This window comes from Pseudomonas sp. GD04058, from assembly GCF_029836855.1.
Classification (GTDB): Bacteria; Pseudomonadota; Gammaproteobacteria; order Pseudomonadales; family Pseudomonadaceae; genus Aquipseudomonas; species Aquipseudomonas bharatica.
The window spans coordinates 52042-64565 of record NZ_JAOECN010000032.1 but is presented as its reverse complement, the minus strand read 5'-3'; the positions used below and the strand labels follow the sequence as shown (position 1 = coordinate 64565).

Here is a 12524-nt window from a genome sequence, read left to right as displayed (position 1 = left end):
CTTTTATCTTCCAGCCATCCCGCTCCAGAACTGTTACCGCTCCCGACTGGTGCAACGATCACTGTTACCAACCGTCACCCCGCTTGATCGACCTCGCGCACCAAAATGGACTCGCTGTGCGTTTTTACGCACCCGATTGGCGCCGCCTCAGGCCGACGGCCGAACCTGAATCACGATGAACGGCTGCACCACCACCGCCCAGATCTCTGGATCGCGGCTCTGCAGGTCGAGGGCCTGCTCGGAGCTGACCGGGCCGACAGTGCCAGCATCACGCCACTGTGCAAAGGTTTCGCTGCGGTTCTCGGCCATCGCCTGTGCGACTTCGATCAGGTCAAGGGAAGGGTCGACCCAAATCAGGTCACCCTTTGCCCAAAAACGCTCCAGGGCTTTCCACTCGATTACCGCCGTCTCGCCGAGCAGTTTGGCATAGAGGGTGCTTGGTTCATCAGTCATGGGTTTCACCAAAAGTATTCAGGTCATTCGAAAGGCCGGTATTTTTGCAGAAAAACCCAGTTTCAAATAAGTAATTGGTCGACAGGTCCAGCAAAGCCAAACGTTTCCGGAACTTCCGGACAGCAAGAAGACGCTTTTTTGTATCTTTATGTCGATCAGGCGACACCCCTTGTTTTTGCCTCGGCGGGCCTGCTTTTCAAGCGATGAAGCGGCGCTCTACACTGTACCGGTACAGTTGCCAGGGCATTCACCGGGGATGAAACCGGAATGCGGGCTGCGATACGGCGTAGCCGTACCGGGTCCGTCGGGTCCTCTGCCATGGCGCAAGGACGATAAAAATTACAACAGAATGAGTGGAGCACTATGAGTAAAGTTTCCAAGCTGTTCGCCGCGATGGTCCTGGCCGGCGTTGCCAGCCATTCCTTCGCCGCCGATACCATCAAGATCGGCATCGCCGGCCCGAAGACCGGTCCGGTGACGCAATACGGTGACATGCAGTTCATCGGTGCCAAGCAAGCCATCAAGGACATCAACGCCGCTGGCGGTGTCGACGGCAAGATGCTCGAAGCCAAGGAATACGACGACGCCTGCGACCCGAAACAGGCCGTGGCAGTCGCCAACAAGGTGGTCAACGACGGCGTCAAGTTCGTCATCGGCCACCTCTGCTCCAGCTCCACCCAGCCAGCGTCCGACATCTACGAAGACGAAGGCGTGATCATGATCACCCCGGCTGCCACCAGCCCGGAAATCACCTCCCGCGGTTACAAGCTGATCTTCCGCACCATCGGCCTGGACAGCGCCCAGGGCCCGGCCGCCGGCAACTACATCGCCGATCACGTCAAGCCGAAGGTCGTCGCGGTACTGCACGACAAGCAGCAGTACGGTGAAGGCATCGCCACCGCGGTCAAATCGACCCTCGAGAAGAAAGGCACCAAGGTTGCCGTCTTCGAAGGCCTGAACGCCGGTGACAAGGACTTCTCCTCGATCATCCAGAAGCTCAAGCAGAACAACGTCGACTTCGTCTACTACGGCGGCTACCACCCGGAGCTCGGCCTGATCCTGCGCCAGGCCAAGGAAAAAGGCCTGAACGCCAAGTTCATGGGTCCGGAAGGCGTCGGCAACGACTCCATCTCGCAGATCGCCCAGGACGCGTCCGAAGGCCTGCTGGTGACCCTGCCGAAGTCCTTCGATGCCGATCCCGAGAACAAGAAGATCGTCGAAGCCATCAAGGCCGACGGCAAGGACCCTAGCGGTCCGTTCGTGTTCCCGGCCTACTCGGCTGTCGAGCTGATCGCCCAGGGCATCAAGAAAGCCGGTAGCGAAGATACCGACAAGGTGGCCGCAGCCATCCACGCCGGCACCTTCAAGACCCCGACCGGTGAACTGTCCTACGACGAAAAAGGCGACCTGAAGGACTTCAAGTTCGTGGTCTACGAATGGCATTTCGGCAAACCGAAAACCGAAGTTTCCCCTCAGTAACACCGTCTGATACTTGACCGAAAAGCCCACTGTGCGAGCAGTGGGCTTTGTTTTACGAGGTTCATGGGCCCGCTTCCCGCGATCCGGGATCGGGTTCACCTGAAAATCTTAAAACCGTCACCAGCGGTTCCCTGGCAACGCATCGGCCGAAGTGGCCCCAGACCACAAGGCCATGCCGGGCAAGCCCCGCCAGCGAAATGCATATTCAGGTTTTTAGGAGCGCTGTAATGCCTGAGATCTATCACTTTTTCCAACAGCTGGTTAATGGCCTGACCATTGGCAGCACCTATGCCTTGATAGCCATTGGCTACACAATGGTTTACGGCATCATTGGAATGATCAACTTCGCCCACGGCGAGGTGTACATGATTGGTTCCTACGTGGCCTTCATCGTCCTTGCCGGACTGGCCATGATGGGCATCCATTCGCTGCCGCTGCTGATGACCGCCGCGTTCATCGCGACGATCGTCGTTACCAGTGCCTACGGCTACAGTATCGAACGGGTCGCCTACCGGCCGTTGCGCAACAGCAACCGCCTGATCCCGCTGATTTCCGCCATCGGCATGTCGATTTTCCTGCAGAACACCGTACTGCTTTCCCAGGACTCCAAGGACAAATCCATTCCCAACCTGATCCCGGGGAGCATTTCCTTCGGTCCGGGCGGTGCGGAAGAAGTCCTGGTGTCCTACATGCAGATCCTGGTCTTCGTGGTCACCCTGATCGCCATGACCGGCCTTACCCTGTTCATCTCCCGCTCGCGTCTGGGCCGGGCCTGCCGGGCCTGCGCCGAAGACATCAAGATGGCCAACCTGCTGGGGATCAACACCAACAACATCATCGCCCTGACCTTCGTCATCGGTGCCGCCCTGGCAGCCGTGGCCGCAGTGCTGCTGAGCATGCAGTACGGCGTGATCAACCCCAACGCCGGCTTCCTGGTGGGCCTGAAGGCCTTCACCGCGGCAGTCCTCGGTGGCATCGGCAGCATTCCGGGCGCCATGCTCGGCGGCCTGGTGCTGGGTGTGGCCGAAGCCTTCGGCGCTGACATCTTCGGCGACCAGTACAAGGACGTCGTGGCGTTCGGCCTGCTGGTTCTCGTCCTGTTGTTCCGTCCGACCGGCATCCTCGGCCGTCCGGAGGTTGAGAAAGTATGAACAGAAACCTCAAATCGGCGTTCTTCAGCGCCCTGCTGGTCTGGGCCGTGGCCTTCCCGGTGCTCGGCCTGAAACTCAGCATCGTCGGCATCAACCTGGAAGTGCACGGCCAGGGTCCGTTCACCCTCGGCGTGATCGCCCTGTGTTCGGTGCTGATGTTCCTGCGCGTGCTGCTGGACAAGCAATGGAGCGCAATGATGCGCTCGCGTCGGGACGGTCCTTTGGTGCCACCCAAGGTCAGCAACTGGCTGACCCTGCCCAAGACCCAGCGCTACATCATCCTCGGCCTGATCGTGGTCGCGCTGGTCTGGCCGTTCTTCGGCTCGCGCGGCGCGGTCGACATCGCCACCCTGATCCTGATCTACGTACTGCTCGGCCTAGGCCTGAACATCGTGGTCGGCCTGGCGGGCCTGCTCGACCTCGGCTACGTCGGCTTCTACGCCGTGGGTGCGTACAGCTACGCGCTGCTCTCGCACTACTTCGGCCTGAGCTTCTGGATCTGCCTGCCGATCGCCGGCCTGATGGCGGCCACCTTCGGCTTCCTGCTGGGCTTCCCGGTGCTGCGCCTGCGCGGTGACTACCTGGCCATCGTGACCCTCGGTTTCGGTGAGATCATTCGGCTGTTCCTGCGCAACCTCACCGATATCACCGGCGGTCCGAACGGCATCAGCAACATCGAGAAGCCGACCTTCTTCGGCCTGACCTTCGAACGCAAGGCTGCCGAGGGCATGCAGACCTTCCATGAGTTCTTCGGGCTGGAATACAACTCGATCAACAAGGTGATCTTCCTTTACCTGGTGGCCCTGCTCCTCGCCCTGCTGGCGCTGTTCGTCATCAACCGCCTGCTGCGCATGCCGATCGGCCGTGCCTGGGAAGCGCTGCGCGAAGACGAGATCGCTTGCCGCGCACTGGGCCTGAACCCGACCGTGATCAAGCTCTCGGCGTTCACCCTGGGTGCCTGCTTCGCCGGGTTCGCCGGCAGCTTCTTCGCCGCGCGCCAGGGCCTGGTGACACCGGAATCCTTCACCTTCATCGAATCGGCGATCATCCTCGCCATCGTCGTGCTCGGCGGTATGGGCTCCCAGTTGGGCGTGATCCTCGCGGCCATCGTGATGATCCTGCTGCCGGAGCTTATGCGTGACTTCAGCGAATACCGCATGCTGATGTTCGGCGCTCTGATGGTATTGATGATGATCTGGCGTCCGCAGGGCCTGCTGCCTATGCAACGTCCACATATGGAGCTGCGTCGATGAGCCGCGAAATTCTGAAAGTCAGCGGCCTGAGCATGCGCTTCGGCGGCTTGTTGGCGGTCAACGGCGTCGGCCTGACCGTCAAGGAAAAACAGGTGGTCGCCCTGATCGGCCCGAACGGCGCCGGCAAGACCACGGTGTTCAACTGCCTGACCGGTTTCTACAAGCCCAGCGGCGGCACCATCCTCCTCGATGGCCAGCCGATCCAGGGCCTGGCCGGTCACCAGATCGCCCGCAAGGGCGTGGTGCGGACCTTCCAGAACGTACGCCTGTTCAAGGAAATGACCGCGCTGGAAAACCTGCTGATCGCCCAGCACCGCCACCTCAACACCAACTTCTTCGCCGGTCTGTTCAAGACCCCGGCTTTCCGCCGCAGCGAGAAGGAAGCGATGGAACGCGCGCAGTACTGGCTGGACAAGGTCAACCTGACCGAGTTCGCCAACCGTACCGCCGGGACCCTGGCCTACGGCCAGCAGCGCCGCCTGGAAATCGCCCGCTGCATGATGACCCAGCCGCGGATCATCATGCTCGACGAGCCGGCAGCCGGCCTCAACCCCAAGGAAACCGAGGACCTCAAGGCGCTGATCGCGTACCTGCGCGAATCGCACAATGTCACCGTGCTGCTGATCGAGCATGACATGAAGCTGGTCATGAGCATTTCCGACCATATCGTCGTAATCAACCAGGGCACGCCCCTGGCCGATGGCACGCCGGAACAGATCCGCGACAACCCTGACGTGATCAAAGCCTACCTGGGGGAAGCGTAAATGCTGCAGTTCGAAAACGTTTCCACCTTCTACGGCAAGATCCAGGCGCTGCACTCGGTCAACGTGGAAATCAACCAGGGCGAGATCGTCACCCTGATCGGCGCCAACGGTGCCGGCAAGTCCACCCTGCTGATGACTCTGTGCGGTTCGCCGCAAGCCCATAGCGGCAGCATCCGCTACCTGGGCGAAGAACTGGTCGGCCAGCCGTCCTCGCACATCATGCGCAAGAGCATCGCCGTGGTCCCGGAAGGCCGCCGCGTGTTCTCGCGCCTGACCGTCGAGGAAAACCTGGCCATGGGCGGCTTCTTCACCGACAAGGGCGACTACCAGGAGCAACTGGACAAGGTCCTGCACCTGTTCCCGCGCCTGAAGGAACGCTACAGCCAGCGTGGCGGCACCATGTCCGGCGGCGAGCAGCAGATGCTTGCCATCGGCCGGGCGCTGATGAGCAAGCCCAAGCTGCTGCTGCTCGACGAGCCATCGCTGGGCCTGGCGCCGATCATCATCCAGCAGATCTTCGACATCATCGAACAGTTGCGCCGTGATGGCGTGACCGTGTTCCTGGTGGAGCAGAACGCCAACCAGGCGCTGAAGATCGCCGACCGCGCCTATGTACTGGAGAACGGGCATGTGGTGATGCAAGGGACCGGGGAAGCGCTGTTGACCGATCCTAAAGTGCGTGACGCTTACCTCGGGGGTTGATCTCCCGGGCCCTATCGCTGGCAAGCCAGCTCCCACAGGGTGGGGACTGGCTTGCCAGCGATGAGCCTTACAGCCACAGCAGATTTCCCTGACACAACTTCACTTGTAATCCCCCCTCACCCTGCATACCGTTGGAAACTTTTCAGGCCGAGATCCCGGAGTTTTCCTCGATGCGTATCGCCCCCTCGCTGTTCGTCGCCGCGCTGCTGCCGCTGTTCGCCGGTTGCCAGTTGCTCGCCGACCAGCCGGAAACCAGCGTCTCCACCGCCGGCATGACCCGCCTGCAAGGCGAGCTCAGCGCCGCCAATGGCCAGTTGCTGTTCAAACCCTGCACCGAAAGCCGCCGCTTCGTCGTCCAGGACGCCGGCAATACCGGCCTGTTACAGGAAGCCGCGACCCTCGCCGCCACTCCGGGCGTACTTTTCGCCGACCTGCGCGGCACCCTTTCCTCCAGTAAAAGCGAAGGCACCGACGGCCAGCTCAACGTGCACCAGTTGTACCGGCTCGATCACTCGGCCAGCGCCTGCAGCGACCCCAATTTCAAGCGCCTGACCCTGCGCGCCGCCGGCCACGAGCCATTCTGGAACCTCAATGTCAGCGGCCAGGGCATGGTCCTCAACCGTCCGGACCAGCCACCACTGGCCCTGCCCTACCTGGAAGAGCAGATGCCCGGCGGCGGCATCAGCGTCAGCAGCGAAGCCAACGGGCAGAAGGTCGAGCTGTGGCTCGCTCCGCAACGCTGCGTCGACAGCGCCACCGGCGGCATCAGCCACCTGACCGCGCAACTGCGCCTGGACGGCCAGACCCTCCAGGGCTGCGGTTACTTCGGCGGGTCGCGCAACGACTGACCGCCGGCGCGCATTCAGACTGCCTGCCAGGCCGGCGAAAGCTTTATACTCTCGCGTTTGTGTAAAGCCGCCGGCCCTTCCATGGCCGGGATACTGGACCCTGTCATGCTACGAATCACCGAACTGAAGCTGCCGCTGGATCATCCCGACGAAGCCCTGCGCGAGGCCATCGTGCAACGCCTGGGCATCGACGACGCCGAGCTGCTCGACTTCACCATCTTCAAGCGCAGCTACGACGCGCGGAAGAAGAACACCGAACTGCTGTTCATCTACGCCATCGACCTGAGCCTGCGTGACGAAGCCGCGGTTCTCGCACGGTTCGCCGACGACCACAACGTCGGCATCGCCCCTGACGTGAGCTACAAGCCGGTGGGCGTGGCGCCCGAGGGCGGCCTGGCCGAACGGCCCATCGTGGTCGGTTTCGGCCCTTGCGGCATCTTCGCCGGCCTGATCCTGGCCCAGGCCGGCCTGCGTCCGATCGTGCTGGAGCGCGGCAAGGAAGTCCGTCAGCGGACCAAGGACACCTGGGGCCTGTGGCGCAAGAGCGTGCTCAACCCCGAGTCCAACGTGCAGTTCGGCGAAGGCGGCGCCGGGACCTTCTCCGACGGCAAGCTGTACAGCCAGATCAAGGACCCGAAGCACTATGGCCGCAAGGTCCTGCACGAATTCGTCAAGGCCGGCGCACCCGAGGAAATCCTCTACGTCAGCAAGCCGCATATCGGTACCTTCCGCCTGACCGGCATGGTCGAGAACATCCGCGAGGAGATCATCGCACTCGGTGGCGAAGTGCGCTTCGAGCACAAGGTCACCGACCTGCTGATGGAAGACGGCCAGCTCCATGGCGTGGTCCTGCATACCGGCGAACAGCTGCATTCGCGCCATGTCGTCCTGGCCCTTGGCCACAGCGCCCGTGACACCTTCCGCATGCTGCACGGTCGTGGCGTGTTCATGGAAGCCAAGCCGTTCTCCATCGGTTTCCGCATCGAGCACCCGCAATCGCTGATCGACAAGGCGCGCCTGGGCAAGTACGCCGGCCACCCGAAACTCGGCGCCGCCGACTACAAGCTGGTGCACCACGCGAAAAACGGCCGTTCGGTCTACAGCTTCTGCATGTGCCCGGGCGGCACCGTGGTCGCCGCCACCAGCGAGCCGGGCCGCGTCGTGACCAACGGTATGAGCCAGTACTCGCGCAACGAGCGCAACGCCAACTCGGGCATCGTCGTCGGCATCACTCCGGAGCAGGATTACCCGGGTGGCCCGCTGGCCGGGATCGAGCTGCAGGAGCGCCTGGAAGAACGCGCCTATGAGCTGGGTGGCAGCAATTATCACGCTCCGGCGCAACTGGTCGGTGATTTCGTGGCCGGTCGTCCGTCTACCGCCCTGGGCAGCGTGGAACCCTCGTACAAGCCGGGCATCAACCTCGGCGACCTTGCGCCGAGCCTGCCGGACTTCGCCATCGAAGCCCTGCGCGAGGCGATCCCGGCCTTCGACCGGCAGATCAAGGGCTACAACCTGGCGGATGCGATCCTGACCGGCATCGAGACCCGGACCTCGTCGCCGCTGCGAATCACCCGGGACGAGACCCTGCAGAGCCTGAACCTGAAGGGGTTGTTCCCGGCGGGTGAAGGGGCCGGGTATGCCGGGGGCATTCTATCGGCGGGCGTGGATGGCATCCGGATTGCCGAAGCCGTGGCCCGCAGCATGCTCGGGCTGACCGAGTAAGGCTTCAGGGCCTCATCGCTGGCAAGCCAGCTCCCACAGGGACCGCATGCACCGCGGACTCTGTGGGAGCTGGCTTGAACAGCGATGAGGCCCTCAGCAACACCATGGATTTTCAGATCCCTTCGCGCAGTACCGACTCCGGTAACCCCTCTCCACGCTCCACACACCCCGCCACCGCCGCAATCAACGGTTCCAACACGTACCCCTGCTGCCCCAGCCATTGCTCATCGTAATAGGTCGTCGCGTAGCGCTCCCCACTATCGCACAGGATCGCCACGATCGACCCCGACTCCCCCGCCGATTGCATATGCAGCGCCGCCTGCAAGGCCCCGATCAGGTTGGTCCCGCTCGAGCCGCCGACCCGCCGTCCCAGGCGCTGCGCCAGGTAGTGCATGGCCGCCAGCGACAGTGCATCCGGCACCTTGACCATCGCATCGATCACCGCCGGCAGGAACGAGGCCTCGACCCCCGGCCGACCAATGCCCTCGATGCGCGAACCGCAGTCCAGGCGCAGCGAACGATCGCCACTGCGATAGCAATCGAAGAACACCGAACGCTCGGCATCTGCGCATAGCACCCGCGTCGCGTGGCGGCGGTAGCGCACGTAGCGGCCCAGGGTCGCCGTGGTCCCGCCGGTGCCGGGGCTGGAAATCAGCCAGGCCGGTTCGGCATGCCGCTCGAAGTGCATCTGGCTGAAGATCGACTCGGCGATGTTGTTGTTGGCACGCCAGTCGGTGGCACGCTCGGCGTAGGTGAACTGATCCATGAAGTGGCCGCCGCTTTCCCAGGCCAGACGCTCGGACTCGGCGTAGATCTGCGTCGGGTCCTGTACCAGGTGCGGCTGGCCACCATAGAACTCGATCTGCGCGATCTTTTCCCGCGATGTGGTGGCTGGCATGACCGCGATAAAAGGCAAGCCCAGCAGCCGGGCGAAATACGCTTCGGAAATGGCCGTCGAACCGCTGGACGCCTCGATCACCGGCGCTCCGGGGCGCAACCAGCCATTGCACAAGGCATAGAGAAACAACGAACGGGCCAACCGGTGCTTAAGGCTGCCGGTGGGGTGGCTGGACTCGTCCTTGAAGTACAGGTCGATATCCGGAAAGCCCGGCATGGACAGGGGAATCAGATGAGTATCGGCACTACGCTGGAAGTCGGCCTCGATGATGCGAATGGCTTCACGGACCCAGGTGCGGTGATGATTCATGGGGCGGTTCTCATGCGTCAGGGGCAAATGGCTGTAGAAACGACTACCGTCCATTAGGCAACTTCCTACATCCTTGCCAGAAAAGCCCGATAGCCATGAAAACACTGAAACAGCTTATAACAAAAAAGAATATAGTTTTTATTTTAATGAATATCACAACGGGTTAGGGTGTTCGACCTTTTTGTCATTCGATGGAGGAGCGACCTTGCCTCTACGTAGCACATTCACCCGGTTCTTCCAGCTCGAAGCCGCCAGCGGCCTGCTGCTGATCGCCGCTGCGGTGCTGGCCCTTATCGTCAACAACTCGCCGCTGTCCTGGCTCTACAACGGCCTGCTGGAGGTACCGGTGGCCGTGCAGGTGGGTGCCCTGAGCATCGCCAAGCCGCTGCTGCTGTGGATCAACGACGGCCTGATGGCGCTGTTCTTCCTGCTCATCGGCCTGGAAGTCAAGCGCGAGCTGGTCGAGGGGCATCTGTCCAAGCCGTCCCAGGTGGTCCTGCCCGGCGCGGCAGCCCTTGGCGGCATGCTGGTGCCAGCCCTGATCTACTGGTTCATGAACCGCGACAACCCCGCCGCGATCGCAGGCTGGGCCATACCCACCGCCACCGACATCGCCTTCGCCCTCGGCGTGCTGGCGCTGCTCGGCAAGCGCGTGCCGGTGTCGCTGAAGCTGTTCCTGATGACCCTGGCGATCATCGACGACCTCGGCGCGATCATCATCATCGCCCTGTTCTATTCCGGTGCCCTGTCGACCCTCTCGCTGATGCTGGCAGCCGCCTGCATCGCCGCACTGATCGCGATGAACCGCCTCGGCGTGGTCAAGTTAGGTCCGTACCTGGTGATCGGCCTTGTCCTCTGGGTCTGCGTACTCAAGAGTGGCGTGCATGCAACCCTGGCGGGCGTCACCCTGGCGTTGTGCATCCCGTTGCGCACGCGCAATGCCGAAACCTCGCCCCTGCTCACCCTGGAACACGCCCTGCACCCGTGGGTGGCCTTCGGCATCCTGCCCTTGTTCGCCTTCGCCAACGCCGGCGTGTCCCTCGCCGGGGTGACTCTTGAAAGCTTTACCCACGCCGTGCCCATGGGCATTGCCGTGGGCCTGCTGGCGGGCAAGACCATCGGGGTGTTCGGCCTGACCTGGATCGCCATCAAGCTGGGCCTGGCCGCCCTGCCGGCCGGGGCCAACTGGGGGCAGGTCCTCGGCGTGGCGATTCTCTGCGGCATCGGCTTCACCATGAGCCTGTTCGTCGGCTCCCTGGCCTTCGTCCCCGGCGCCAGCGAGTACGTGGGCATGGACCGCATGGGTATCCTCACCGGTTCGGTCCTTGCGGCCATCATCGGCTACACCATCACCGCCCTCTCCAGTCCGAAACAGCCAACCAGCTGACGATCGAGAGTCGTAAAAAAACCCCGAGCGGCTCAAGCCGACCGGGGTTTTCTTTTGCCGCAAGCCTTAGTGACTGACGCGGCTGGTGCCGTTTACGGTCATGATGCGCACGCGCTCGCCGACCCGGAAAATCTCGTTTTCCTGAACCTGCTGCACATAGGCACGCATGCTGCCGTCGTCTTCGCGCACGGTGATTTCCACGCCCTGGGTACGGGTCAGACCTTCTTCGGCGGCAGAGCCGGCCAGACCACCGGCAACCGCACCGATCACAGCGGCGACGATACTGCCGCGGCCGCCACCGATGGCGCTACCGGCAACCCCGCCGACCACCGCACCTGCACCACCGCCGATTGGCGTCTTGGTGCCTTCGATCTTGACCGGGCGCAGGGATTCGATGGTGCCCATGCGCACGGTCTGCACGCGGCGCGCCTCGTCACGGGAATAGGAATCACCGGACAGGTTCGAGGCACAACCGCCCAGCAACAGCGACATCGTGGTGAACGATGCGACCAGCAGTACAGATTTACGCATAGGAATCACTCCTTAAGACAGGTGCCCATTAGACTGCGCGCGTTGACGACTGTCACGACGTGCGATGGATAAAATTGCTTTCATTCAGCTCCGGTACAGGGGCATTCGGTCGGAACCGTCAGACAACCTGCAGGAAGAATAGACATGGATTACTTCATCATCGCCATCACCACCCTGGCCGGCCTGTATTTCCACGGCTGGCTCTATGTGCGGATCAGACGATGGACCGATCGTGACCTGGCGCTGTCCTTTGCCGGCAAGGACGAAGGCAAGCGTACATACATGCTGCAAAGGTTGGATGCGGCAAGAGCGCAAAAGGTCAAGCGAAAGGAGCTGGCGGCCTGGCTGGAACGCGAGGCCGCCACCTACGCCGGTTAAGGAGCCAGGCGCTCACGCAGCCAGTTGCCCTGCTCCAGACGGTAATTCAGGCGGTCATGCAGACGGCTGGCGCGCCCCTGCCAGAACTCGATGCGCTCCGGAAGCAGCCGGTAACCACCCCAATGCTCCGGGCAGTGCGGCTGGGTATCGCTGAAGCGCTGCTCGGTAGCCTTGAGCAGGGCCTCAAGCTCGCCACGGTCGGCGATCACCCGGCTCTGCGGCGAGGCCCAGGCGCCCAAGCGACTGCCCAGCGGGCGTACCTGGAAATACGCGTCGGACTCCTGCGCCGACACCTTCACCACCCGTCCTTCGATACGCACCTGCCGCTCCAACGCCGGCCAGAAAAAGGTCATGGCGGCGAACGGGTTGGCCAGCAGATGCTGGCCCTTGGCACTCTCGTAGTTGGTGAAGAAGGTGAAACCGTGCTCGTCCAGGCCCTTGAGCAGCAGAACACGGCAATGCGGTCGGCCATCGGCATCGACGGTGGCCAGGGTCATGGCGTTGGCTTCCACCGGCGCCTGCTCGGTTTTCACCGCGTCGGCGAACCACTGGTGGAACAGGGCGAACGGCTCGGCCGGGGCTTGCGCCTCGGCCAGGCCGTCACGGGTGTAGTCACGGCGCATATCAGCCAGTGTCTGGGTCATCTACA

13 protein-coding genes are annotated in these 12524 nt (G+C 62.6%); 9 read left to right on the top strand and 4 right to left on the bottom strand.

All coding sequences use genetic code 11. The features are described 5' to 3' along the window. Positions 1-147 precede the first annotated feature (147 nt). Positions 148-453 carry a DUF2288 domain-containing protein gene (locus tag N7650_RS21940; protein ID WP_009408363.1) on the bottom strand — a complete coding sequence of 102 codons (306 nt, stop codon included), beginning with the start codon at positions 451-453 and terminating at the stop codon, positions 148-150. Between the two features lie 363 nt (positions 454-816). Here N7650_RS21940 and N7650_RS21935 point away from each other — a divergent pair, with 363 nt between their 5' ends. From N7650_RS21935 to N7650_RS21905, 7 genes are all read left to right on the top strand, one after another. After that, positions 817-1932 carry a branched-chain amino acid ABC transporter substrate-binding protein gene (locus N7650_RS21935; protein WP_009408364.1) on the top strand — a complete coding sequence of 372 codons (1116 nt, stop codon included), beginning with the start codon at positions 817-819 and terminating at the stop codon, positions 1930-1932. Between the two features lie 227 nt (positions 1933-2159). Next, the gene (gene livH / locus N7650_RS21930; protein ID WP_009408365.1) at positions 2160-3083 is read left to right on the top strand and encodes a high-affinity branched-chain amino acid ABC transporter permease LivH; all 924 of its coding nucleotides are present in this window, start codon (positions 2160-2162) and stop codon (positions 3081-3083) included. Next, a complete protein-coding gene (locus N7650_RS21925; protein ID WP_009408366.1) occupies positions 3080-4336 on the top strand; it encodes a high-affinity branched-chain amino acid ABC transporter permease LivM in 1257 nt (418 codons plus the stop codon). The genes livH and N7650_RS21925 overlap by 4 nt, the downstream gene beginning before the upstream one ends. After that, positions 4333-5100 carry a high-affinity branched-chain amino acid ABC transporter ATP-binding protein LivG gene (gene livG / locus N7650_RS21920; protein ID WP_009408368.1) on the top strand — a complete coding sequence of 256 codons (768 nt, stop codon included), beginning with the start codon at positions 4333-4335 and terminating at the stop codon, positions 5098-5100. The genes N7650_RS21925 and livG overlap by 4 nt, the downstream gene beginning before the upstream one ends. After that, on the top strand, positions 5101-5802 hold the full coding sequence (locus tag N7650_RS21915) for an ABC transporter ATP-binding protein (RefSeq protein WP_009408370.1): 702 nt from the start codon (positions 5101-5103) through the stop codon (positions 5800-5802). A 170-nt stretch (positions 5803-5972) separates the two neighbouring features. After that, entirely contained in the window at positions 5973-6650 is a 678-nt protein-coding gene (locus N7650_RS21910) for a hypothetical protein (protein WP_279899993.1), read from the top strand. A 105-nt stretch (positions 6651-6755) separates the two neighbouring features. Then, complete coding sequence (locus tag N7650_RS21905) at positions 6756-8372, top strand: NAD(P)/FAD-dependent oxidoreductase (protein ID WP_009408374.1); 1617 nt, start codon at positions 6756-6758, stop codon at positions 8370-8372. A 112-nt stretch (positions 8373-8484) separates the two neighbouring features. Here N7650_RS21905 and N7650_RS21900 read toward each other — a convergent pair whose 3' ends face one another. Further along, entirely contained in the window at positions 8485-9579 is a 1095-nt protein-coding gene (locus tag N7650_RS21900; protein WP_279899992.1) for a PLP-dependent cysteine synthase family protein, read from the bottom strand. A gap of 205 nt (positions 9580-9784) precedes the next feature. On the opposite strand from N7650_RS21900, the gene nhaA reads away from it, so the two are divergent. Beyond that, a complete protein-coding gene (nhaA, locus tag N7650_RS21895; RefSeq protein WP_009398594.1) occupies positions 9785-10966 on the top strand; it encodes a Na+/H+ antiporter NhaA in 1182 nt (393 codons plus the stop codon). A gap of 66 nt (positions 10967-11032) precedes the next feature. Here the strand turns inward: nhaA and N7650_RS21890 are convergent, their stop codons facing one another. Further along, positions 11033-11497: a glycine zipper 2TM domain-containing protein gene (locus N7650_RS21890; RefSeq protein ID WP_009398593.1), complete on the bottom strand. Its 465-nt coding sequence runs from the start codon at positions 11495-11497 to the stop codon at positions 11033-11035. A gap of 144 nt (positions 11498-11641) precedes the next feature. Between N7650_RS21890 and N7650_RS21885 the strand changes: the two genes are divergently transcribed. Beyond that, positions 11642-11875 carry a hypothetical protein gene (locus tag N7650_RS21885; RefSeq protein ID WP_279899991.1) on the top strand — a complete coding sequence of 78 codons (234 nt, stop codon included), beginning with the start codon at positions 11642-11644 and terminating at the stop codon, positions 11873-11875. Here the strand turns inward: N7650_RS21885 and pdxH are convergent. After that, positions 11872-12519: a pyridoxamine 5'-phosphate oxidase gene (gene pdxH / locus N7650_RS21880; RefSeq protein ID WP_009398591.1), complete on the bottom strand. Its 648-nt coding sequence runs from the start codon at positions 12517-12519 to the stop codon at positions 11872-11874. The two genes, N7650_RS21885 and pdxH, sit on opposite strands and share 4 nt — an antisense overlap. Positions 12520-12524 lie beyond the last annotated feature (5 nt).